Source organism: Janthinobacterium sp. GW823-FHT06H09 (assembly GCF_058794735.1).
This window is the reverse complement of record NZ_JBXAHC010000029.1, coordinates 1-23,863: the sequence shown is the minus strand read 5'-3', so window position 1 is coordinate 23,863 and position 23,863 is coordinate 1. Positions and strand designations below refer to the sequence as shown.

The following is a 23,863-nucleotide window of genomic DNA, read 5'->3' as shown; positions in this document are numbered from 1 at the left end:
GTGCCGGTGCGCATGGCTGCTGTTGCAGGCGGGACAGTGTAACCGCTGCCGGGCCACGCTTTCGACCAGTGCCACGGTGGCGTTCTGCGATCCTGCCCCGTGCAGCAGAGCAGTGCTCGCCAAACGCTGGCGACGGCTCAGTGCGGCGAACTGGGCGATGAAGGTTTTCCATTCAGCTATCTGCATGAAAGGCTCCCGTTTGTCTGCGATGCACAGTCAGACAGCCCGGGCTGGGGAAGATTCCTTGAGTTCCCCTATTTGTCGGGGACAGAGCCAAAAAAAAACCGCTGCAGGCAGCGGTTTTCAGGTAACTCCAACGCTTAGCTTACAGGAAGCGGTCGAGTATCTTGCGCGTCGTCTTGTCGATATTAAACATGTCGCGTATCAAAAAGTGGATGCCGTGGTTGTCGGCGATCAAGAGCGACGCGGCACCGATGCGGCGGATGTCTTCTTCGCCTTTCAGCACGAATTGCGTCTCGCCCCGGTCCGTGTCGACATGCCAGGTGCATGGCGTGGCGAAGCTGGAGACGCTTTTCACGCGCGCGATCTCGGGCATGAATTCGCGCCCTTCCAGCTCTTCCTGCAGCAGGCTGCGCGCCGGCTCCGGCATGGCATCGAGGCGGTCGATCCACGCCACTTCCTTGCCGTTGCCCAGCACCAGAGAAATGCCTTCGTCCGGCGACTGGATGGGGAAGGCGCGCACGGGCGCCACGCCTTCAAAGACCTGGCCGTCCGCGTCCGTCATCACCAGCTTGCCGAAAGGGTCGCGGCTTAATGTAAAAGTTGTACTGGCCATGCTTATTCCTTGTCATCCAGGGCGAGTTCGTTGTTGCGCGCCTGTGCTTCGTAGAGGCGGAAATAGGCGCCCTCTTTCGCCATCAGTTCATCGTGACTGCCCACTTCGACGACCTGACCACGGTCCAGCACCACCAGACGGTCGGCCCGGTGCAGGGTCGACAGCCTGTGCGCGATGGCGATCGTCGTGCGGCCCTGCACCAGATTGTCGAGCGCCTTCTGGATCTCTTTTTCCGTTTCCGAATCGACCGACGATGTCGCTTCATCCATGATCAGGATGCGCGGGTCGATCAGCAGGGCGCGGGCGATCGAGATGCGCTGGCGTTCGCCGCCGGACAAGCCCTGGCCACGTTCGCCCACCATCGAATCGTAGCCTTGCGGCAGGCGCAAGATGAATTCGTGCGCATGCGCGGCGCGCGCGGCGGCGATGATCTCCTGGCGCGTCGCATGCGGTTTGCCGTAGGCGATATTTTCCGCGATGGTACCGAAGAACAGGAACGGTTCCTGCAGCACCAGGCCGATATTGCGGCGGTAGTCGGACACGGCGAACGAACGGATGTCGACGCCGTCGAGCAAAATCGCCCCTTCCGACACGTCGTAGAAACGGCAGATCAGGTTGACCAGCGTGCTCTTGCCCGAACCGCTGTGGCCTACCAGGCCAATCATCTCGCCCGCCTTGATGTTCAGGGTGATGCCGCGGTTGACGGCGCGGTTGCCATAACGGAAACCGACTTCGCGCAAATCGATCCTGCCTTCGATCTTCTCCAGTTTCACGGGCTGCGCCGGTTCCGGCACGCTCGACACGTGGTCGAGGATGTCGAAGATGCGCTTGGCGGCGGACGCCGATTTCTGCGTCACGGAGACGATGCGGCTCATGGAATCGAGGCGGCCATAAAAACGCGTGCTGTAGGCGATGAAGGCGGTCAGCACGCCGACGGTGATTTCGCCGCGCGACAGTTGCCAGATGCCGAAGCACCAGATGACCAATAAGCCCATCTCCGTCAGGAAGGAAACGGTCGGCGAGAACAGCGACCAGACCTTGTTCAACTTGTCGTTGACGGCCAGGTTGTGCGCATTGGCGTCGCGGAAGCGGGCCGCTTCGCGCTTTTCCTGCGCAAACGCCTTGACGACTCGAATGCCGGGGATGGTATCGGCCAGCACGTTGGTCACTTCGCTCCACACGCGGTCGATCTTTTCAAAGCCCGTGCGCAAACGGTCGCGCACCAGGTGGATCATCCATGCGATGAACGGTAGCGGCGCCAGCGTCATGATGGCCAGCCACGGATTCATCGACCACAGGATCACGCCCGTCATGATGATCATCAGCACGTCGGAAGCGAAATCGAGCAAGTGCAGCGACAGGAAGACACAGATGCGGTCGCTGCCGCTGCCGATGCGCGCCATCAGGTCGCCCGTGCGCTTGCCGCCGAAAAATTCCAGCGACAGTTTCATCAGATGTTCATAGGTGGCCGAGCGCAAGTCGGCGCCCATGCGTTCGGATACCAGGGCCAGCACATAGGTCTTGCCCCAGCCCAGCAGCCAGGCCAGCAGGGCCGAACCGAGCAAGCCGCTCATGTAGTACACCACCAGCCACGGATCGATATGCTTGCCGTTCTGATACGGGATCAGCACATTGTCCATCAGCGGCGCCGTCAGGTAGGGCGGAATCATGTGCGCGGCCGTGGAGAGCAGCATCAGCATGAAGCCCAGGGCCAGCTGGCCACGGTAGGGATGGGCGAAACGCCACAGGCGGAACAGGGTCCAGGTCGATGGCGGCGTATGCAGCACCTTGGCGCAGATCGGACATTCTTCCTGCTCCGGCTCCAGAGGCGCCTTGCAGCTCGGACACACTTCCTGCTCCGCTTCCAGCACGGGCTGGCCCGTCAGGTGGCTGTCGAGGCGCTCGACGAACTGTTCCAGCACGCGGATCGCATGCAGATTCTGGCCCAGGGTAAAACGCCACGACGCCAGGCGGCCGTGGTCGTCGAACAATTCCAGGTGGCCGACGCCGGCGTGGTCATGGTGCGTCAGGCGCAGTCCATGGCGGAAAGACCAACTTTTCCAGGTGGTATCGCCCGGGGAACGGGCCAGTAAACGCTTCTCTGTGACAACAATTATGCCTTTTGTGAAACGTAATCGCGCATCGAGGTCAACCTCAACGCTACTTAAAACGTTCTCCCCTGGAGAAAGCTTGCTTTCCACTTCCGCCAGCCAGTGTTCCGGCAGCGAGGTAAGGGGAATAGTTGTTGCAGGAACACTCAGTTCAGTTGTCATCGTAAAGCATACTCCGGCTCGAGGCCAAGCCCTTCAGGGCGGGATTTGGGGGATGGGGCAGACGCCCGATCAATGTTTGTGTATTGCGCGATGGCGAGGTAGATGCACCAGTGGCAATTTCCTGTATTGTATCGAATGGATGCCTGCAGGTAATGAATGATGGAAAAACGGAGCAAAAAAATGCGCGGCCATCGTACAGGGGCAAGTATACAACAGCCCGCTGTTGCGCAAATGCTCCAGCTTAGCCCGGAGTCGGTAACTTTATAACAAGTATGGCAACAATTAGTAACAATTAGAATGACAACACCAGCAGAATACGAGAAGCAAACGCGACAAGAGGCCGCTAAAAGTGGCACACTGCGCATACCCGGGATAAAGAACCAAGCACGAGCCTGAAAAGACTCTGTAAAGCCAACATAAAGTATCTGGCGCCCAGACGCCTGGCTTGTTATCAAGAAACCACTTACATGATCAAGAAGAAGAACATCGAATTCGTCCGCGTCACCCACTTGCGCGGCCCCAACATCTGGACTTACCGCCCGGTGATTGAAGCCTGGGTCGACATCGGCGAGCTGGAAGACTATCCATCGAATACCCTGCCCGGCCTGTACGAGCGCCTGGTGGCGTGGCTGCCCGGCATGATCGAGCACCGCTGCGGCGTGGGCGAACGGGGCGGCTTTTTCGAGCGCCTGCGCGAAGGCACATGGTCGGCTCACATCCTCGAACACGTGGTGCTGGAACTGCAAAACCTGGCCGGCATGCGCACGGGCTTCGGCCAGACGCGCTCGACCAGCCAGCGCGGCGTCTACAAGATGGCCTTCCGCACGCGCGAAGAGCACGTGGGCCGCGCCGCCCTGGCCGCCGCGCGCGAACTGCTGATGGCCGCCATCAATGATGAAGCCTACGACCTGGAAGCGGCCCTGGCGCCGCTGCGCGACATGGTCGACTCGCGCTGCCTGGGCCCGAGCACGGCGAGCATCGTCGATGCGGCCACCGAACGCCGCATCCCTTCCTTGCGCCTGAACGACGGCAACCTGGTGCAACTGGGCCACGGCGCCGCGCAGCGCCGCATCTGGACGGCCGAAACGGACCGCACCAGCGCGATTGCCGAAGGCATCGCCAGCGACAAGGATCTGACCAAATTCCTGCTCAAATCGTGCGGCGTGCGCGTGCCCGAAGGCAGCCTGGTGCGCAGCGCCGAAGCGGCCTGGGAAGAAGCGCAGGACATCGGCGTGCCCGTCGTCGTCAAGCCGTATGACGGCAACCATGGCCGCGGCGTGTCGCTGAACCTGATGACCGAAAGCGACGTCAAGGCCGCCTATGAACTGGCCGCGCGCAAGGGCGACAGCTCGGCCGTGCTGGTGGAAAGCTTCATCACGGGCGACGAACACCGTCTGCTCGTCGTCGGCAACAAGCTGATCGCGGCCGCCAAGGGCGAATCCCTGTGGGTCGACGGCGATGGCACTTCCAGCGTGCTGGAACTGGTGAACACGCAGATCAATATCGATCCGCGCCGCGGCGAAGGCGAAGATTTCCCGCTCGGCACCGTCAAGCCGCATGAATCGGGCGAGATCATCCTCGAACTGCAGCGCCAGGGCATGACCGCCCTGTCCGTGCCGCAGGCGGGCCAGAAAGTGCTGATCCAGCCGAACGGCAACGTGGCCATCGACGTCACGGACGACGTGCACCCGTCCGTTGTGCATGCGGCCCTGCTGGCCGCGCGCGTGGTCGGCCTCGATATCGCCGGCATCGACCTGGTCACCACCGACATCACGCGTCCGTTGGAAGAGCAGCGCGGCGCCATCATCGAAGTCAATGCCAGTCCCGGCCTGCTGGCGCACATCAAGCCAGGCGTGGGCCAGCCCCGCCCTGTCGGCGCAGCCATCGTCGACCACCTGTTCGCGGCCGAGGAAACGGGCCGCATTCCGCTGATCGGCGTGACGGGCACGCGCGGCACCAGCCTGATCGTGCGCATGCTGTGCAAACTGCTCAACCTGTCGGGCCTGCACACGGGCGCCGTCTGCAGCGAAGGCATGTATCTGGACCAGCGCCGCGTCGTCAGCAGCGATTGCGTGAACTGGGACGCGGGCCAGCGCCTGCTGCTCAACCGCACCGTGCAGACGGCCCTGTTCGAGAGCAATCCGCGCATGATCCTGGCCGAAGGCCTTGCCTACGACAAGTGCCAGATCGGCGTCGTCACGGACATGGGCAGCCTCGATAGCGTCAAGGATTTCGACGTGCTGGACGAAGCGGGCCTGTACAAGGCCGTGCGCAGCCAGGTCGACGTGGTCGTGCCAACGGGCGTGGCCGTGCTCAACGCCGCCAACGCGCACGTGCTGGAACTGGCCGAACTGTGCGACGGCACGGTGACCCTGTATGCGCAGGATGGCAGCTTGCCCGCCATCGCGGCGCAACTGGCCGCCGGCCAGCGCGCCGTATTCGTGCGCGGCAACCACATCGTGCTGGCCGAAGGCGGCATCGAAACGGTCCTGCTGTGCCTGGACCTGCTGAAACCGGCCACGGCCGGCAATGTCGACAGCGTACTGGCCGTCGCGGCCGCCGCCTGGGCCCTGAACCTGCCCGTCGACCTGATTTGCGCCGGCCTGCGCACCTTCGACGCGGCCCCCGGCTGCATCGGGAATTAAGACTCAAGCCCGGCTACGGCCGGGCCCACAAGAACACAACAGGATTACGGTTTAATTATGGAAGTATCTCGCGTACGGGCCTTGCGGGGCCCTAACCTCTGGAGCCACGACACTGCCGTGGAAGCCATTGTTTCCTGCACCACGCAGGAACTCGACATCGCCCAGCTGCCCGGCTTCGAAGCCCGCCTGCGCGCACTCTTTCCGCAACTGAGCCCGCTGCAACCGCTGGGCAATTACAACGCCGCGCCGATGGCGCAGGTGCTGGAACTGGCGGCGCTGGGCCTGCAGGCGCAAGCGGGCTGTCCCGTCACCTTCAGCCGCACCACGCCGACCCTGGAAACGGGCATCTTCCAGGTCGTCGTCGAATACTCGGAAGAAGCCGTCGGCCGCCTGGCCCTGGAACTGGCGCAGCAGCTGTGCCGCGCCGCGCTCGACGATGCGCCGTTCGACCTGGCCGGCGCCCTGCACCAGTTGCAGGAACTCGATGAAGACGTGCGCCTGGGCCCTTCGACGGGCGCCATCGTCAACGCCGCCGTGGCCCGCAACATTCCGTTCCGCCGCCTGACCGAAGGCAGCCTGGTGACGTTCGGCTGGGGCAGCAAGCAGCGCAAGATCCAGGCCGCCGAAATGGACGGCACCAGCGCCATCGCCGAAGCCATCGCGCAAGACAAGGAACTGACGAAGAAATTGCTCGATTCGGCCGGCGTGCCCGTGCCGCAAGGCCGTGTCGCCGTCGACGCGGACGACGCCTGGGCCGCCGCCTGCGAGATCGGCCTGCCCGTCGTCGTGAAACCGAAGGATGGCAACCAGGGCAAGGGCGTTACCGTCAATGTCACCACGCGCGAGCAGCTGACGGCCGGCTTCCTCGCGGCGCAGGAATTCCGCGACGACATCCTCGTCGAACGCTATCTGCCGGGCCACGATTTCCGCTTGCTCGTCATCGGCAACAAGATGGTGGCAGCGGCCCGCCGCGACCCGCCGCAAGTCGTGGGCGACGGCCAGCACACGGTGCGCGAACTGGTCGACCAGGTCAACCTGGACCCGCGCCGCGGCAGCGGCCACGCCACCTCGCTGACGAAAATCCGCTTCGACGACATCGCCCTGGCCAGCCTGGCCAAGCAGGGCTATGTGGCCGACTCCGTGCCGCCCGTGGGCCAGCGCGTGATCTTGCGCAATAACGCCAACCTGTCGACAGGCGGCTCGGCCACCGACGTCACCGTCGACGTGCATCCTGAAGTGGCGGCGCGCGCCGTCGCGGCCGCGCACATGGTGGGCCTCGATATCTGCGGCGTGGACGTGGTTTCCGACAGCATTCTGAAACCGCTGGAAGAGCAGAACGCCGGCATCGTCGAAGTCAACGCAGCACCGGGTTTGCGCATGCACCTGGCGCCGTCGTTCGGCAAGCCGCGTCCCGTCGGCGAAGCCATCATCGCCGCCATGTTCGCCGAGGGCGACGATGGCCGCATTCCCGTCGTCGCCGTCACCGGCACCAACGGCAAGACCACCACCGTGCGCCTGATCGCCCACCTGCTGACCACCTCCGGCCTGCGCACCGGCATGACGAACACGGATGGCGTGTACATCGAAGGACGCCAGATCGACAGCGGCGACTGCAGCGGCCCGCGCAGCGCGCGCAACGTGCTGCTGCACCCGGACGTGGACGCGGCCGTGTTCGAGACGGCGCGCGGCGGCATGCTGCGCGAAGGCCTGGCCTTCGACCGCTGCCAGGTCGCCGTGGTGACGAATATCGGCGCCGGCGACCACCTGGGCCTGAACTACATCACCACCGTGGAAGACCTGGCGGTATTGAAGCGCGTGATCGTGCAGAACGTGGCCGACAGCGGCGTGGCCGTGCTGAACGCCACCGACCCGGCCGTGGCCCGCATGGCCAAGAATTGCAGCGGCACGGTGACCTTCTTCGCCGCCGACAAGATGCATCCTGTGATGGCCACGCACCGCGCGCAGGGCAACCGCGTCGTGTACGTGGAAGACGGCAAGCTGGTCGCGGCGCAAGGCAAGGAACGCCACGAAATCGCCCTGTCGCAAGTGCCCATCACGCGCAACGGTGCCATCGGCTTCCAGGTCGACAACGTCATGGCGTCCCTGGCCGCCGCCTGGGCCGTGGGCCTGGACTGGAAAACCATCGCGCTGGGCCTGAAAACCTTTGCCAATGAAGCCGACAACGCGCCGGGCCGCTTCAACGTGTTCGACTATCGTGGCGCCACCCTGATCGCCGACTACGGCCACAATCCGGACGCCATCCTGGCGCTGGTGCAGGCCGTCGAAAGCATGCCGGCCAAGCGCCGCTCGGTGGTCATCAGCGGCGCAGGCGACCGCCGCGACGAAGACATCCGTCAGCAGACGGAAATCCTCGGCGCCGCCTTCGACGACGTGCTGCTGTACCAGGACCAGTGCCAGCGCGGCCGCGCCGACGGTGAAGTCGTGGCCTTGCTGCGCCAGGGCCTGGACGGCGCCAAGCGCACCAGCCATATCGATGAAATCAACGGCGAATTCGTCGCCATCGACAAGGCCTTGGCGCGTTTGAGCGAAGGCGATCTGTGCCTGATCCTGATCGACCAGGTGGAAGAAGCGCTGGCGCACATCGCCAAGCGCGTCGCCGAAGCGTAAGCGCGCCAACTGCGCACAAGGGCGGCCTGCGGGCCGCCTTTTTTTTCGCTCCTGCGCGGCCGGCGCACCGGCGCGCATTTCATCGGCAGCGAACAGCGATGCCTGGGTGCGCCGCCAGGGCGCATGAATGCAGCAGGGATACCGGAATTGATATTGACTTCGCAAAAGAAGTCATTTGTGGGGCAAAGTCATTCCCACCTACCATGTTTCTTGAGCAGGTTCCAGCTCTGGCGGCGACTGCCGCAGCGTTCTCAACATAACTAAAATACAGGTGGAGACAAGATGAAGCAATCGATGGCAACGGGCACCCGCACGTCCCGGCACAACACACGTCTGACCTTGAAGGCCACAGTGGCCGCGCTGGCCGGCGCCGGCCTGCTGAGCAGCGCGTCCGTCTGGGCGCAACAGGCGCCCGCCGCGGAAACACCAGCGGCAGAAGCGGCAGAAACAGCACCGGCGGCAGCGCCAGCCGACAGCGGCATCGCCGTCGTCGCCGTCACGGGCGTGCGCAGGGCGGCACAGAGCGCGCAGACGATCAAGAAAAACAACGACCAGGTGGTCGACTCCATCGTCGCCGATGAAATCGGCAAATTCCCCGACAAGAACGTGGCCGAAATCCTCGGCCGCGTGACGGGCGTGCAGATCCGCCGCGAAAGCGGCGAGGCCGGCACCGTCATCATCCGCGGCTTGCCCGGCGTGGTGACCCTGCTCAACGGCCGCGAGATGTTCACCTCGGTGGGCCGCAGCCTGTACCTGGCCGACATTCCGACGGCCATGCTGCAGCGCGTGGACGTGTACAAATCGCAGGGCGCCGACATGGTCGAAGGCGGCACGGCCGGCGTGATCGACGTGCGCACCAACCGCCCGTTCGACTTCAAGGGCTTTACGGCATCGGGCAATGTGCGCGCCGAACACCGCGACAAGGCCGGCTCGACGGACCCGAACGTCAGCGGCATGGTCTCGAACCGCTGGAAGACCCCATACGGCGAATTCGGCGCCCTGCTTGGCCTGTCCTACCAGCGCGGCAGATACTATGACGAGACGATCTGGAACGCCGAACCCGTCAAGCGCCCCGAAGCGGGCAACATCACGGGCCCCGATTCCGTCGGCATGATCCCGACCGTGGGCGACCGCAAGCGCTACGCGGCCAATGCCGCCTTCCAGTGGCGCCCGAACTCGCAGGTGGAAGTGTATGCGGAAGGCATGTCGACCCTGATCAAGCACGCGTTCGACAGCCAGTTCTTCGTCGGTTCGCTGCCCTGGGGGCAGAATCCGGACATCACCCTGATCCCCGGCACCAGCCAGGCGGCCACGGTAGGCAAGATCGACGGCCCGTGGTCGCCGTTCACGCTGGGCTCGACGCAGGCGCGGCGCGACCGCTCGATCGGTTCGCAAGGCGCCATCGGCGCGCGCTGGGACATCACGCCGCAGCTGCGCGCCACGACGGAACTGGCGCGCACGGTGAGCAACTTCGAGCGCGAATTTCCCATCCTCGACTTCCTCGCCCACCCGACCAGCGTGATCGGCAGCACGAACGTCAACGGCGGCGCGCAGATCAGCTACCCCGGCTACAACATGCTGGACCCGAAGAACTACACGCTGCTCGGCTTCTACGATAACCACAGCCACGACGAAGGCAGCTCGACCGACTGGCGCGGCGACCTTACCTACGACATGGACAGCACGGGCTTTTTCCGCGAATTTTCGGGCGGCGTGCGCCTGGCCAAGCGCAAGGCCGAATCGATCCGCGAAAAAAATGGCCAGGGCGGGTTGACGTCGATTATGACTGCGGACGCGATTCCCGGCCTGGCTTGCGCCTCGCACGAGAACACGGGCAACTTCGGCCTGCAAAGCTGGCTCACGCCCTGCCGCGACTTCATGCTCAACAACACGGCCGCGCTGCGCCAGCTGTTTACGGGCAGCAGCGAACGCAGCCCGGACGATCCGATGACCCACTACAAGGATGTGGAAAAAACCAATGCCGTCTACGGCAAGGCGCGCATCGGCTTTGACCTGGCGCAGGTACCGGTCGATGGCACGCTGGGCGTGCGCGTGGTGCAGACCAAGCAGGACTTGCAAGGCAATTCCTCGCAAAACGGCATCGTCACGCCCGTGCGCGTGAAGACGTCGGATACGGACGTGCTGCCCAGCCTGACCCTGAAAGCCCTGCTGCGCCAGGACCTGATCGCCCGCCTGACCGCCGGCAAGGCCGTGCAGCGCCCGAACTTCGCCGACTTCAACCCCGGCGTGAGCCTGGGCCAGAGCCTGGAAATGGTGCGCCCGACTGGCAGCGGCGGCAATCCCGACCTCAAACCCGTGGAAGGCAAGAACCTCGATGCAGCGCTGGAATGGTATTTCGCCCAGACGGGTTCCGTCACGGCCACCGTGTTCCGCCACAACTTCAAGAACTACATTCTCTCCGGCTCGGCCAAGGAAACGTACGGCGGCATCGAGTACGACATCACGCGTCCGCGCAACACCTCGAAGGGCCATCTGCAAGGTCTGGAAATGGCTTACCAGCAGTTCTACGACAAGCTGCCCGGCTGGATGAGCGGACTGGGCCTGCAGGCGAACGCCACCTACATGACGGGCGAGCTGGAAGAGTTGAATGGCAGCGTGCACCCGTTCACGGGCATGTCGAAGTGGTCGGCCAATATCGTCGGCCTGTACGAACAGGGACCGTGGTCGGCGCGCCTGGCCTACAGCTGGCGCGACAAATATGTCGACGACTACAACTACCGCGGCAAGGGCATCCACCTGACCGTGGCGCCGACCAAGACCCTGGACGCATCGGTCTCGTACAAGCTCAACCCGAACACCACGGTAACGCTGGACGCGAACAACCTGCTCGACTCGACCTACCGCGACTACCACGACACGCCCGACTATGTGCGCGATGTGCGGCGCTATGACAAGGTCGTCGGTTTATCGATACGCTGGAGCTACTAACTCATATCCCCCTTTCTTCCTTCGAGGGTTTTCAGCGCCAGCCGGCAACGGTTGGCGTTTTTTTGCTCTATGGAATCTATCCGACAGTGGAATTGATCTGGCGCAAAGCGGTGGTGTCGGGGCGCTTTTATGCTGGCAGCTTGACTAGCGAACCCGGCGGGGGACAGCATGCGCGATGCACGGCCCATCGACACACAGTTATTTCAACCCGACATCCCGGTACGGCTCGACATGCGCACGGCGGCGCTGGTCGAACATGCGCTGGCCTTGCAGGAAATGGCCGGCACGGGCGCCGCCGCCCTGTTTTTGCATTGCCACGACGTGCCGCTGCCCACCGCCTTGCGCGTGCTGACGACGGGACCGCGCCGCAAACCGGCCGGGCCGCATCTGTTTGCCCGCCTGCGTCCGCGCACGGCCGCCCGGGTGCAAGGCGCGCCGCTACCGGCGCGCTGACGAATCCTGTACCATCGCCGCAACCTATCAAATGAGGCACGGCGATGCAGGCAGCGACACCCCACGATTCCTATGCGGCACTGATGGACCTGATCAAGGCGCGCCATGCGGAACTGAGCCCGCAATTCCAGGCCGGTGCCCGCTACCTGGCCGACCATCCGGACGAAGTGGCCGTCTCATCGATGCGCAGCATCGCCGCGCGCGCGCAGGTTCAGTCGGCCGCCCTCGTGCGCCTGGCGCAGCAGCTGGGCTTTGCCGGCTGGCCCGAACTGAAAGCCATCTTCGTCGAACGCCTGCGCGCGGGCCAGGCCTGCTATGCGGCAAAGGCGGGCGCGCTGGCCGGCAAAGAGGGGAAAGAGCGAGACCTGGTCACGGAAGTGTTCACGGCGCAGCAGCGCAACCTGGCCGCCACGGAAAGCGCCAACCACACCGCCCTGGACGCGGCCGCCAGCCTGCTGCAGGCGGCACCCCGCGTGCACGTGGCCGGCTTTCGCGCCGCCCATCCCATCGCCTACACCCTGCACTACCTGTACCGGCTGCTGCGTCCCAGCGTGCAGCTGCTGAGCGGCCAGGGCGGCACCCTGGAAATGGACTTGCGCGCCCTGCAGGCGGGCGAAGCCGTCGTCATCGTCAGCTTCGCGCCGTATTCGAGCGAAGCCCTGCTGGTGGCGCAGGCGGCGCGCCAGGCCGGCTGCCAGGTCGTCGCCATCAGCGACAGCGCCATGTCGCCGCTGGCCCTGCAGGCCGACGCCAGCATCGTCATCGCCGTCGACAGCCCCTCGTTCTTCCCTTCCATCGTGGCCGGCGTCGCTGCCGTGGAAAGCCTGGTGGAATTGCTGGTGGCGCGCGCGGGGCCGGATGCCGTCACGGCCATCGGCGCGGCGGAAAGCCAGCTGCGGGCGCTGGGCGCCTATGCAAAAACATCGAATGATGTAAATTAAAGAAAAATACATCAATCGTTGCAATGCGGCGCAACGCCTCCTATAATCGGCCATTCCCCCTTTGCCGATAAGAAAGCGATGCCATGAGCCATGTCTTCCACCGCAGCCTGACCGCCACCTACCCTGTCGCCGCGGGCGGCGACGGTCCCTACCTGATCGATGCCGACGGCAAGCGATACCTGGACGCCTGCGGCGGCGCCGCCGTCTCCTGCCTCGGCCATTCGGATGCGGCCGTGACCGCCGCCGTGCAGCGGCAGATTGCCACGATGGCATACGCGCACAGCGCGTTTTTCACCAGCGAGCCGATGGAGCAGCTGGCCGATTTCCTCGTCGAGCGGGCACCAGACGGCATCGACAGCGTGTATTTCGTCTCCGGCGGCTCGGAAGCGGTGGAGAGCGCGCTCAAGCTGGCGCGCCAGTATTTCGTCGAGCGGGGCCAACCCCAGCGCCGCCACGTCATCGCCCGCCGCCAGAGCTATCACGGCAACACCCTGGGCGCGCTGGCCACGGGCGGCAACGCCTGGCGCCGCCAGCAGTTCGAACCGCTGCTGATTGGCGTGACCCACGTATCACCCTGCTATGCCTGGCGCGACCAGCAGGCGCATGAAACGGATGCTGATTACGTGGCGCGCCTGGGCCAGGAGCTGGAAGACAATATCGCCGCACTGGGCGCGGAGAACGTCATGGCCTTCATCGCCGAACCCGTCGTCGGCGCCACGGCCGGCGCCCTGCCCGCCGTCGCCGGCTATTTTGCGCGCATGCGCGCCATCTGCCAGCGCCACGGCATCCTGTTGATCCTCGACGAAGTCATGTGCGGCATGGGGCGCACGGGCAGCCTGTTCGCCTGCGAGCAGGAAGCCATCACTGCCGACCTGATCTGCATCGCCAAGGGCCTGGGCGCAGGTTACCAGCCCATCGGCGCCGTGATGGTGTCGAAGGACATCCGCGAGACCATCCGCACCGGCACGGGCTTCTTCCAGCACGGCCACACGTATATCGGCCACGCCACGGCCTGCGCCGCCGCCCTGGCCGTGCAGCGGCAGATCGAGGAGCGCGATTTATTGGCCAACGTGCGCGCCATGGGCAGCTTGCTGCAGGAGCGGCTGCGCCAGCGTTTCGGCGAGCACCCGCACGTGGGCGACATCCGCGGCCGCGGCCTGTTCCTGGGGCTGGAACTGGTGCAGGAGCGCACCAGCAAACAGCCGTTCGACCCCGCCCGCCGCCTGCACGCGCGCATCAAGGCGCAAGCCATGCAGAACGGACTGATGTGCTACCCCATGGGCGGCACCATCGACGGCCTGCACGGCGACCACATCCTGCTGGCGCCGCCCTACATCATCGACACCAGCCACATCGAGGAAATCGTTGACAAGCTGGGCATGGCCATTGATGCCTGCGTGGCGTAGCCGCGCCTGCCTGCAGCGGAAGCGCGCAAAGGCGACTGCCAGCAACTTTTGTTCACTCCTTGTCAATACTAATTGACTTATGCGAAACAATCGTTTTAAATCAGGAAGTTACTCAAAATCAATCATTTTGCGCACACAGCCATCACAATTCCCTTCCCGATGCCTGCTGCGCACCTTGATGCACTCTGAAGCCAAGGTATATGGAACTGCTCGACTCCCTGCGTCAGACCCCGTCGCAAGACGACACGATCAGCGGTCACTACGAAGTGCGCCGCTTGCTGGGCGAAGGTGGTTTCGGCCATGTATTCGAAGCGTGGGATTCCAAGCTGTGCCGTAGCGTGGCGCTGAAGCGCCTGAAACCGCAAGCCGATGTGCTGCATCCCGAAAAACTCATCAATGAAGCGCGCCTGGCCGCCTCGCTCAGGCATGCAGCCTTCGTACGCATTTTCGCCATCGAGGGCCAGGGCACGAGCCAGTCCATCGTCATGGAACTGGTCGAAGGACAGACCCTGGGGCAGTTCATGCACAGCGGCAAGGCTGACCTGCAGTCGGCGCTCGACATCGCCTACCAGATCGCCGACGCCATGGACGAGGCGCATGCGATGGACTTGGTCCATGGCGACCTGAAACCATCGAACCTGATGCTGGAAGCAAACGGCAGGGTGCGCATCCTCGACTTCGGCCTGGCGCGCCACATCGACCCGCAAGCCACACAAACGACCACCCTGTGCGACCTGCAGGGCACGATCGCCTACATGGCGCCCGAGCGCCTGATGGGCCGCCTGCCCGACACGCGCGGCGACGTGTATGCCTTGGGCGCCATGTTGTACGAAATGCTGGCCGGCCAGCGCCACTTCGCCCACCTGAACGGCCTGGCCCTGGCCGCCGCCCACATGCAGGCAACAGAACCGTGGCCCGACCTGCCGGACTCCGTCCCGCCCGCCATCAACGCCCTCGTGCGCGCGATGACGGCGCACGATCCGGCCGAACGGCCACGCACCATGCGCGATGTGCGCGAGGCGATAGGCGGGCAGCGCGGGGAGCCGCTCACCCTGGCCACGCCCCTTGCTGACGAGACGCCCGCGAAGGAAGAACCGCCCGCCAGCGTCTCCATCCGCCTGCCCCTGCCTAGAAAACGCACATTAAAACTGGCCGCAGGGGCTATGCTGCTGGCAATTGCGGCATGGCAATTGCCCAGGTCGCTACCCACGGAACCTCGGGAAGCCGCATATTCAGAAATCCATGCCATGCAGAATGGCATGGAAAAACTGCGTCTCTTCGATCACCAGGCCAGTCAACAACAGGCGATTGATCTGTTCAACAAAGTGCTGGAACACAATCCACGCAATGCAGCGGCGGCAGCCGGGCTATCGTTGGCTTACAGCCTACGTTATGTCGGTGATGGCCGGGATCCGACTTGGTTGCAACGCGCCGACGCTAGTGCACAGCAAGCCTTAGCTGTGGATGGCCAACTAGCCTTGGCGCATGTGGCCCAGGCATGGGTTTGGGAATTCCAAGGCAAACGCGTTACGGCATTACAGGCCGCGACGACGGCATTGAATCTAGATCCACAAAACTTGCTGGGAATGTACGGCAAGATACGCAATCTAATGTATATGAAGCAGTTCGAACAAGCACTTCCACTGCTCGACAACGCTACTGGTATTTATCCTCGGGAGAGATTATTCAGTTTGCAGCGAGGCATCATGCAGTTCCAGCAGGGTCACTACAAAAAAGCTGAGCAGTCGTTCCGACACAGCATTCAACTGGATCCGCAGGCGGCAAATTCGTATGCCTACCTGAATGCGGCCCTGCTCCGCCAGGATCGCGGCGATGAAGCGCTGCGTGTATTGCAGCAGGGTTTGCAAATCCAACCACACTGGGAGCTTTACACCAACTTGGGCACGTCGCTGTTTGCCCGTGGGGACTATATCGGTGCCGCCAATGCTTTTGAAGATGCCGTTTCCAGCAGCAAAGGCAGCCCTGGGAATTATCTGCTTTGGGCTAACTTGGCAGATGCACAAAGGTGGATTCCAGCCCAAAAAGAAAAATCGCGGCGCTCCTATCAACGTGCAATTGATTTGCTAGCACCTCTATTAGAGGCAGCCCCGGACGAAATCACCTATAACTCGCGCATGGCGCTGTACAGCGCCTATACGGGAGCACGTGAACAAGCACTGACAATGATGCGAAAGGCGATCGCGTTGGCACCAGATACAGCCGATGTGCAATTTCGCGCCGCCATGACACACGAACTCCTTGGCAACCGTGAACAAGCCCTAGTGGCGCTACGTCTTGCCGACAAGCGAGGCTATCCACTCAATCTGATTGAATCAGAACCGGCACTATTAAACCTGCGACGAGATCCTCAGTACTTCAACTTCCTCACTGAAAGAGATAGTAAAAAATGACGCCTGTAAGCCCTTGGATGAAGTTATCCGTGCATTTTGATGCAGACCAGATCACCAATCAGCTCGACTACAGTTTCACCTCCTGTGACGGCACAGCCGACCCACGCCACGGCCCCTACATGGGCGGCGTGCACTTCCAGAAAGGCCAGCACGTGTACCTGGATGTCACTTGCTGCGGCTCCAGGGAGAGCGGCTTCACCTCGTTTCAGATTGTCGACTGCTGCATTATCACCGTGCCGCAACTGACGCAAATCGGCCCGAAAGTACCAACCATTTATTCGCCACCATCGCCATTTTTGCAAGCTGTAGGCGCTACTTATCATTTGCCGCTGGACTTCGAGATCCAGCAGTTGTTGGGCGAACCCGATCAAACACCTCTGCACCGCATCCGCCAGGAGTGGAAACACAATTTGGACGTAGGCTATGCAGCAGGGCGTTGGGAATTGTCGTTCGTCATGACGGTACGCATCATGCGCGGCGAGGACGTCCAACCGGAACTGCGCGTCTTCTCCTTCGATCCAGAAAGCTCGGTCGGCGGCTCCTCTGGCATGTAAGAACATTGGTGCGCAAATCCGGCGCGCTCTTCCTCCTTCCATTGCCGCTACGTGCTTCCTGATAAAGGCAATGGAAGGTACTCTGTCGTTCCTGCACAATACCCGCATCACACTCCCTTTGTTAATCATGAGCGACTGTATCCATGGCAGATATTGCGCTAAGCCCTCACTCACTGCCCTATCGATTGCGCTAACACCAGCACTCTAGCTAGGAAGCAGCGTACCTCCGGTCGGCATGGCTTTTTCACGCCCGCACGCAATACCCCGCTCCGCCCGCCGAAAGCGGTAAAATGACGGCCTTGAACCCAAGCTCCGCTCCACTGGCGCGGCCTGGCACGCACAACAGCACCACCCACAGCCCGGCAGGCATGCCTTCCCTGCGGCCGGACCAACGACAAAGAACACATGACCACCGTCCCAAAAGAAATCAACGCCGCCGCGGCAAAGAAGAATTCGGCTGAAAAGCTCACGCCCATGATGCAACAATATATGGGCATCAAGGAAAACCACCCGACGATGTTGGTCTTCTACCGCATGGGCGATTTCTACGAGCTGTTTTTCGAGGATGCGGAAAAAGCGGCGCGCCTGCTGGGCATCACCCTGACGGCGCGCGGCGTGGCCAGCGGCAACCCCATCAAGATGTGCGGCGTGCCGTTTCACTCGCTGGACGGCTACCTGGCCAAGCTGGTCAAGCTGGGCGAGTCGGTGGCCATTTGCGAACAGATCGGCGACCCGGCCACCAGCAAGGGACCCGTCGAGCGCAAGGTCATGCGCGTGGTCACGCCCGGCACCCTGACGGATGCGGACTTGCTGCCGGAAAAGGCCGAGCGCCCGCTGCTGGCCATGTGCAGCATCACGCAGCGCAAGACGGTCACCACGGGCCTGGCCTGGCTGTCGCTGGCCAGCGGCGCCTTGAAACTGATGGAGTTTTCCGGCGACAGCGCCACCGTGGCGGCGCGCCTGCAGCAGGAATTGGAACGCATCGTGCCCGCTGAAATTCTCAGCGGCGACAACGGCAACCTGTTCGACGACTACGCGGGCACGCACATCAACCGCGTGCCGGATTGGCATTTCGATGTGGTGGGCGGCCACAAGGCCCTGCTCGACCAATTGGGCGTGGCGACCCTGACGGGCTTTGGCGCCGACGGCCTCGGTGCCGCGTTCGGCGCGGCCGGCGCGCTGCTGCGCTATGCGCAATCGACGCAAGGGCGGGGCTTGCAGCACGTGCGCTCCTTGACGACGGAAACGGAAAGCGAATTCATCGGCCTGGACGCGGCCACGCGCCGCAACCTGGAATTGACGGAAACCATCCGCGGGCAGGAATCGCCGACCTTGTTCTCCCTGCTGGATCATTGCCGCACGGCCATGGGTTCGCGCATGCTGCGCCACTGGCTGCACCATGCGCGGCGCGACCAGAACGTGGCGCGCGCGCGCCATGAAGCGATTGCCGCGCTGGCGCAAAGCGAAGCGGCCGGTCCGCTCGCCGCCACGTTGGCGCAAGTGCCCGATATCGAACGCATCACCACACGCATCGCCCTGCTGTCGGCGCGTCCGCGCGACCTGGCCGCCCTGCGCGACGGCTTGCTGCAACTGCCGGCCCTGCGCGGCGACGTGGTGCGCTGCTACGGTCCTGGGCAGGGCGGCGAAACGGGTTTGCTGGCCGCCATCCACGCGGCACTGGCGACACCGACGGCCTGCCTGGACTTGCTGGTGCGCGCCGTGGCGCAGGAACCGGCCGCCATGGTGCGCGACGGCGGCGTGTTCGCCACCGGTTTCGATGCCGAACTCGATGAATTGCGCGCCCTGTCGGAGAACGCGGGCCAGTTCCTGCTCGACCTGGAAACGCGCGAACGGGCGCGCACGGGCATCGCCAACCTGCGCGTCGAATACAACAAGGTGCACGGCTTCTATATTGAAGTCACGCACGGCCAGACGGACAAGGTGCCGGACGACTACCGCCGCCGCCAGACCCTGAAAAACGCCGAGCGCTACATCACGCCCGAACTCAAAGTGTTCGAAGACAAGGCCCTGTCCGCGCAAGACAAGGCCCTCGTGCGTGAAAAGCTGCTGTACGACCTGCTGCTGGCCGACCTGGCGCCGCACATCGGCACCCTGCAGACGATTTCGCAAGGCCTGGCCCAGCTCGACACCCTGAACGCGCTGACGGAACACGCGCAGCAGCACAACTGGGCCGCCCCGCAACTGGTCGACGAGCCGTGCATCAACATCGTCGAAGGCCGCCACCCGGTGGTGGAAAAGCAGATCGAACGCTTCATCGCCAACGATTGCCGCCTCGTCAACGAACGCCGCCTGCTCTTGATTACCGGTCCGAACATGGGCGGTAAATCGACGTTCATGCGCCAGGTGGCATTGATCACCCTGCTGGCCTACGTGGGCAGCTACGTGCCGGCCGCATCCGCCACCATCGGCCCCATCGACCGCATCTTCACGCGTATCGGCGCCACCGACGACCTGGCCGGCGGACGCTCGACCTTCATGGTGGAAATGACGGAATCGGCCGCGATTTTGAACGGCGCCACCGAGCATTCGCTGGTGCTGATGGATGAAGTGGGCCGCGGCACTTCGACCTTCGACGGCCTGGCCCTGGCCTGGGCCATCGCGCGCCATCTGATCGACAGCAGCCGCAGCTTCACTCTGTTCGCCACGCATTACTTTGAGCTGACGCAATTGCCGGACAGCCATCCGAGCGCCGCCAACGTGCATCTGTCCGCCGTCGAACACAAGGACAGCATCGTCTTTTTGCACGCCGTGCAAGCCGGTCCCGCCTCGCAAAGCTACGGCTTGCAGGTGGCCCAGCTGGCCGGCGTGCCGCAACCCGTGATCAAGGCCGCGCGCAAGCACCTGGCGCGCCTGGAAGCGCAGGCGCTGGACGCCACGCCGCAACGCGACCTGTTCGCCGCCCCCGCCGCCGATCCGTATGCGCAAGAGGAAGAAGAGGCAGCGGCGGCGCCGCTGGCCGCGCTCAATGAAGCGCAGCAAGCCTTGCTCGACGCCATCGCCGACCTCGATCCCGACGCGCTCACGCCGCGCGATGCGCTGGAGCAGCTGTATCAGTTGAAACGGCTGGCCGCCGCATGACGATCCGGCGCGGCACGATCCGCCTGCTGGCCGCCGGCTTGCTGGCCGTCAGCCTGCCATGGCAAGCGGCGCTGGCCGCCGCTGGCGACCAGGCCGGCTTCGAGTTTGCCGTGCTGGGCCACTCCTTCAACGCGGGGCCCGACGATGGCCCCCTGAAAAAAGCCATCGCGGACACCAGCGCTTTCAACGCGTCCTTCGTGGTGGCCACCGGCATCAAGGCCGCCAGCGAATCGTGCAGCGACAAGCTGTACAGCCAACGCAAGGACTTGCTGGACGCCAGCGGCCCGCCGCTGATCGTCTCGCTGTCGGCCAGCGACTGGGCCAACTGCCGCAATTCGCGCGGCCGCATCAACGCCATCGAACGCCTGAACCGCCTGCGCGACGTGTATTTCGCCGACGACCAGAGCCTGGGCCAGCGCAAGCTGACCCTGTCGCGATTATCATCGACGGCGAAATTCCGCAGCTATGCGGAAAACGCCCACTGGGAATACGGCGGCGTGCTGTTTGCCACCATCAACCTGCCCGCAAATAACAACCATTTCCTGCCAGAAGCCGGCCGCAACAGCGAATTCGAAGACCGGCTGGTCGCCAACCGTTCCTGGCTGCAGCGCCTGTTCGCCATGGCGCAACGCAAGAAACTCGACGGCATCGTGCTGTTTTCCGATGGCGACATGGGCGTGCTCGATGAAGACGACAATTCGCTGCTGCCCAGCTTTAGTTCGAAACAGGATGGTTTTGCCGGACCGCGCAAGCAGGTGCGCACCCTGGCGAAGAAGTTCAGCGGCAAGGTGTTATTGATCGATACGCAGCGCGAAACCGAAGCGGACGGCAAGGAAGGCAAAAACAAAAAGGCCGCGGCCAGGACGGACGCGCCAAAAATCAGCTGGAAAAGCAACCTGGGCCACGTCAGCATCGACAACGACTGGTCCGCCATTGCCGTACGGCCGGGCAAGACGCCATTCTTTGAGGTACGTCAACGTGCCACCCGACCATCGGCGCAAGCGAGGGCCAAGGCGTCGACTGTGCGCCGATAAAAAATAAGGCCGACGAAGTCGGCCTTTATTCATTCAATCCACCAGCGTCACGACGCCTGACAAAACCGTCGCGAGCAGCTGCGCGGCGCGGCCGAGAAGCGCAACCGTACTAGAGTACGGTGAGCATCGCCGGCCGCGCCCCGCTGCGCGCAGTAGGTTTGGTCAGGCGTCTCCAGATTAATGAATCGGATGCGTGCGGAAGTGATCGCCCTCTTCGCCTTCATCATCTTCATCGCCATGGTCATGGCCGTGTGCGCCATGCACGTGGCCATGGGCGATTTCTTCTTCGGTGGCTTCGCGCACGTCAGCGACGGTCAGCGAGAAGCGCAGCGCGATGCCGGCCAGTGGATGGTTGCCGTCCAGCACGACTTTGTCGTCGGCGATATCGGTCACGGTGAAGATCATCGCTTCTTCGTCCGGCGAATCGCTTTCCGGCATGCCTTCGAACTGCATGCCCACTTCCAGCGGCTCAGGCAGGCGATTGCGCGGCTCGACCTTGACCAGGGCGGGATCGTATTCACCGAAAGCATCATCCGGTTCGATCTGGATCGTGTTGGAATAGCCAACTTCCTTGCCGTCGAGCTCTTCTTCGATCTTCGGCAGGGTGTTTTCATAATCACCGTGCAGGTAGACCATCGGCTGACGGCCGTCTTCGATCAGATTGTCTTGCGCGTCTGACAGTTTGTAGTTGACAGTCACGACCGTATTTTTGGCAATCTTCATTATGCTTCCTTTCATTGTATAAGCTGGCAAATTATACCTTCACGCCGCCAACGGCAGGCGCATTCCTGCATTTCCGGTTGTTATAATGGGCGCATGAAAAAATTAACTCTCCTCGGCGATATCACGCCGGCGCAATTCCTGCGCGACTACTGGCATAAAAAACCCTTGTTGATCCGTCAAGCCGTGCCTGGCTTCAAGGCGCTGTTCGATGTCAAGGCCCTGACCGAGCTGGCTGCCCTTGACCACGTCGAATCGCGTCTGGTCAGCCATGCGGATGGACACTGGAACATGCAGCAAGGTCCGCTGACCAGCCTGCCCTCGCTGAAACAGAAGGAATGGACCTTGCTGGTGCAGGGCGCCAACTTGCACAGCGCCAAGGCCGACGCCCTGCTGCGCCAGTTCCGCTTCCTGCCCGACGCGCGCCTGGACGACCTGATGGTCAGCTTCGCCACCGATGGCGGCGGCGTGGGCCCGCATTTCGATTCCTATGACGTGTTCCTGCTGCAAGGCCAGGGCAAGCGCCACTGGCGCATCGGCGCGCAGAAGGACCTGAGCCTCATCGACGGCTTGCCGCTGAAAATCCTCAGCAACTTCACGCCCGACGAAGAATTCACGCTGGAACCGGGCGACATGCTGTATTTGCCGCCCCACTACGCGCACGACGGCGTGGCCATCGGCGACTGCCAGACGTATTCGATCGGTTTCCGCTCGCCATCATTCCAGGAACTGGGCGAAGCTTTCCTGCAATTCATGGCCGATTCGATCGACTTGCCGGGCATTTACAGCGATCCCGACCTGAAAGCGTCGGGCAAGCCAGCGGAAATCCCCCGTGAAATGCTCAGCACCATCGCGGAAGAAATGAACAAGGTGCGCTTCACGGAAGAAGACGTGACCATTTTCCTGGGCGAACACCTGTCGGAACCGAAGCACAACGTGTTTTTCACGCCGCTGTCCAAGCCGCTGACGGTGGGCCGCTTCGCGGACGCCGCGCAGAAAAAGGGTGTCGTGTTGTCGCGCAAGACGCTGATGCTGTATCGTGGCAAGAATGTCTTCATCAATGGCGAATCGTTTGCCATTGGCAAGGCCGACAAAACGGCCCTGGAAACCTTGGCCAACGAACGCGCCCTCGATGGCGCCGCCGTGGCCCAGGCGTCCGATGACGTGATGGATGCTTTGTATACCTGGTATCAGGATGGCTGGATCGAACTGGCTTGAATGAGCGTGTCGTAGCAAAGTGGTATTACAGTAGGTAAAATAACAGCTTCTGCGCCAGCGCAATGAAACATATTATTTTTATATCGTTTTGTCGCGCTTTCGCAAATCGCTTACACTTGCTTGCAATTTGCTTCGGCAAATATTGCGATATCACAAAATAGTTGCGAATTTGCCTCTTGCTCCTATTGCGACGCACCAAAAATCGCTATAATATTCGGTTAGGAAGTTTCCGTTGTCTGGCAGGCACCACCTGGTACGAAAAGCCTTCGAAGACGACCTAACGAGCGATAATTACCGGTAATTATTCATCGCAACAATATTGATTTATTTTTTGAAATAATTAAGGAAAACAAATGAAAAAATCCCTGCTGATCGCCTCCCTGATGGTTGTTGCTCTGGCTGCTTGCAGCAAAAAAGAAGAAGCTCCTGCACCAGCACCAGTAGTTGAAACCCCAGCACCAGCACCAGCAGTTGAAGCTGCTCCAGCTGCTGCTGCTGACGCTGCTGCTTCGGCCGCTACCGACGCTGCTGCTGCTGCTTCGAGCGCTGCTTCGGCCGCTTCGGACGCTGCTGCTGCCGCTTCGGCTGCTGCATCGGCTGCTAAGTAATTAGCACCCAGCACTAGAGAAAGCCGGCCTTAGGGCCGGCTTTTTTGTTGGGTATGACCCGTCCTGGAATAAGTTGACACTTTTTCGTTACAGAGAAGGAGTGTCCGATGGAACAAGGGTTTCGACGC

Annotated in this window: 15 protein-coding genes and 1 pseudogene; 12 read left to right on the top strand and 4 right to left on the bottom strand. The window is 62.7% G+C overall.

Annotated features, from left to right (window positions below):
* From AC1Q6X_RS27430 to AC1Q6X_RS27420, 3 genes and pseudogenes are all read right to left on the bottom strand, one after another.
* Positions 1-186, bottom strand: a pseudogene (locus tag AC1Q6X_RS27430) (IS1595 family transposase); the annotation flags it as partial.
* 139 nt (positions 187-325) lie between these two features.
* Positions 326-796, bottom strand: a complete 471-nt coding sequence (locus tag AC1Q6X_RS27425) for a cyanophycin metabolism-associated DUF1854 family protein (RefSeq protein ID WP_070221406.1) — start codon at positions 794-796, stop codon at positions 326-328.
* Between the two features lie 2 nt (positions 797-798).
* Positions 799-3,069 (bottom strand): cyanophycin metabolism-associated ABC transporter, encoded by a 2,271-nt coding sequence (locus AC1Q6X_RS27420; RefSeq protein ID WP_083286938.1) that lies wholly within the window; start codon positions 3,067-3,069, stop codon positions 799-801.
* 467 nt (positions 3,070-3,536) lie between these two features.
* Here AC1Q6X_RS27420 and AC1Q6X_RS27415 point away from each other — a divergent pair, with 467 nt between their 5' ends.
* The 10 genes from AC1Q6X_RS27415 (at position 3,537) to AC1Q6X_RS27370 (ending at position 21,189) form a co-directional block, all read left to right on the top strand.
* Positions 3,537-5,714, top strand: a complete 2,178-nt coding sequence (locus AC1Q6X_RS27415; protein ID WP_230505725.1) for a cyanophycin synthetase — start codon at positions 3,537-3,539, stop codon at positions 5,712-5,714.
* A gap of 57 nt (positions 5,715-5,771) precedes the next feature.
* Positions 5,772-8,342 (top strand): cyanophycin synthetase, encoded by a 2,571-nt coding sequence (gene cphA, locus AC1Q6X_RS27410; protein WP_492498963.1) that lies wholly within the window; start codon positions 5,772-5,774, stop codon positions 8,340-8,342.
* Between the two features lie 282 nt (positions 8,343-8,624).
* Entirely contained in the window at positions 8,625-11,291 is a 2,667-nt protein-coding gene (locus tag AC1Q6X_RS27405; RefSeq protein ID WP_070221409.1) for a TonB-dependent receptor, read from the top strand.
* A 168-nt stretch (positions 11,292-11,459) separates the two neighbouring features.
* Positions 11,460-11,744, top strand: a complete 285-nt coding sequence (locus AC1Q6X_RS27400; protein ID WP_070291845.1) for a hypothetical protein — start codon at positions 11,460-11,462, stop codon at positions 11,742-11,744.
* Positions 11,745-11,788: 44 nt separating this feature from the next.
* Positions 11,789-12,685 carry a MurR/RpiR family transcriptional regulator gene (locus AC1Q6X_RS27395; RefSeq protein WP_492498962.1) on the top strand — a complete coding sequence of 299 codons (897 nt, stop codon included), beginning with the start codon at positions 11,789-11,791 and terminating at the stop codon, positions 12,683-12,685.
* Positions 12,686-12,768: 83 nt separating this feature from the next.
* Positions 12,769-14,091, top strand: a complete 1,323-nt coding sequence (locus AC1Q6X_RS27390) for an aspartate aminotransferase family protein (RefSeq protein ID WP_492498961.1) — start codon at positions 12,769-12,771, stop codon at positions 14,089-14,091.
* Between the two features lie 200 nt (positions 14,092-14,291).
* Positions 14,292-16,502, top strand: a complete 2,211-nt coding sequence (locus AC1Q6X_RS27385) for a serine/threonine-protein kinase (protein WP_492498960.1) — start codon at positions 14,292-14,294, stop codon at positions 16,500-16,502.
* Positions 16,499-17,056: a hypothetical protein gene (locus AC1Q6X_RS27380; protein WP_492498964.1), complete on the top strand. Its 558-nt coding sequence runs from the start codon at positions 16,499-16,501 to the stop codon at positions 17,054-17,056. The genes AC1Q6X_RS27385 and AC1Q6X_RS27380 overlap by 4 nt, the downstream gene beginning before the upstream one ends.
* Before the next feature lie 405 nt (positions 17,057-17,461).
* The gene (gene mutS, locus AC1Q6X_RS27375) at positions 17,462-20,155 is read left to right on the top strand and encodes a DNA mismatch repair protein MutS (protein ID WP_492498959.1); all 2,694 of its coding nucleotides are present in this window, start codon (positions 17,462-17,464) and stop codon (positions 20,153-20,155) included.
* Positions 20,152-21,189: a hypothetical protein gene (locus AC1Q6X_RS27370; protein ID WP_492498958.1), complete on the top strand. Its 1,038-nt coding sequence runs from the start codon at positions 20,152-20,154 to the stop codon at positions 21,187-21,189. Before mutS ends, AC1Q6X_RS27370 begins: the two co-directional genes overlap by 4 nt.
* A gap of 177 nt (positions 21,190-21,366) precedes the next feature.
* On the opposite strand, the gene AC1Q6X_RS27365 is transcribed toward AC1Q6X_RS27370, so the two are convergent.
* Complete coding sequence (locus AC1Q6X_RS27365) at positions 21,367-21,912, bottom strand: FKBP-type peptidyl-prolyl cis-trans isomerase (RefSeq protein WP_070221423.1); 546 nt, start codon at positions 21,910-21,912, stop codon at positions 21,367-21,369.
* 93 nt (positions 21,913-22,005) lie between these two features.
* On the opposite strand from AC1Q6X_RS27365, the gene AC1Q6X_RS27360 reads away from it, so the two are divergent.
* Both AC1Q6X_RS27360 and AC1Q6X_RS27355 read left to right on the top strand, forming a co-directional pair.
* Complete coding sequence (locus AC1Q6X_RS27360; RefSeq protein ID WP_070311005.1) at positions 22,006-23,127, top strand: cupin domain-containing protein; 1,122 nt, start codon at positions 22,006-22,008, stop codon at positions 23,125-23,127.
* 353 nt (positions 23,128-23,480) lie between these two features.
* Positions 23,481-23,735, top strand: coding sequence for a hypothetical protein (locus AC1Q6X_RS27355; RefSeq protein ID WP_071650198.1), 255 nt, complete (start codon positions 23,481-23,483; stop codon positions 23,733-23,735).
* Positions 23,736-23,863: the final 128 nt, after the last annotated feature.

Coding starts and splice junctions, on each gene's coding strand:
- AC1Q6X_RS27380 (WP_492498964.1), top strand. CDS start 16,499: ATGACGCCTGTAAGCCCTTGGATGAAGTTATCCGTGCATTTTGATGCA.
- AC1Q6X_RS27360 (WP_070311005.1), top strand. CDS start 22,006: ATGAAAAAATTAACTCTCCTCGGCGATATCACGCCGGCGCAATTCCTG.
- mutS (WP_492498959.1), top strand. CDS start 17,462: ATGACCACCGTCCCAAAAGAAATCAACGCCGCCGCGGCAAAGAAGAAT.
- cphA (WP_492498963.1), top strand. CDS start 5,772: ATGGAAGTATCTCGCGTACGGGCCTTGCGGGGCCCTAACCTCTGGAGC.
- AC1Q6X_RS27395 (WP_492498962.1), top strand. CDS start 11,789: ATGCAGGCAGCGACACCCCACGATTCCTATGCGGCACTGATGGACCTG.
- AC1Q6X_RS27420 (WP_083286938.1), bottom strand. CDS start 3,069: ATGACAACTGAACTGAGTGTTCCTGCAACAACTATTCCCCTTACCTCG.
- AC1Q6X_RS27425 (WP_070221406.1), bottom strand. CDS start 796: ATGGCCAGTACAACTTTTACATTAAGCCGCGACCCTTTCGGCAAGCTG.
- AC1Q6X_RS27370 (WP_492498958.1), top strand. CDS start 20,152: ATGACGATCCGGCGCGGCACGATCCGCCTGCTGGCCGCCGGCTTGCTG.
- AC1Q6X_RS27390 (WP_492498961.1), top strand. CDS start 12,769: ATGAGCCATGTCTTCCACCGCAGCCTGACCGCCACCTACCCTGTCGCC.
- AC1Q6X_RS27385 (WP_492498960.1), top strand. CDS start 14,292: ATGGAACTGCTCGACTCCCTGCGTCAGACCCCGTCGCAAGACGACACG.
- AC1Q6X_RS27365 (WP_070221423.1), bottom strand. CDS start 21,912: ATGAAGATTGCCAAAAATACGGTCGTGACTGTCAACTACAAACTGTCA.
- AC1Q6X_RS27415 (WP_230505725.1), top strand. CDS start 3,537: ATGATCAAGAAGAAGAACATCGAATTCGTCCGCGTCACCCACTTGCGC.
- AC1Q6X_RS27405 (WP_070221409.1), top strand. CDS start 8,625: ATGAAGCAATCGATGGCAACGGGCACCCGCACGTCCCGGCACAACACA.
- AC1Q6X_RS27355 (WP_071650198.1), top strand. CDS start 23,481: ATGAAAAAATCCCTGCTGATCGCCTCCCTGATGGTTGTTGCTCTGGCT.
- AC1Q6X_RS27400 (WP_070291845.1), top strand. CDS start 11,460: ATGCGCGATGCACGGCCCATCGACACACAGTTATTTCAACCCGACATC.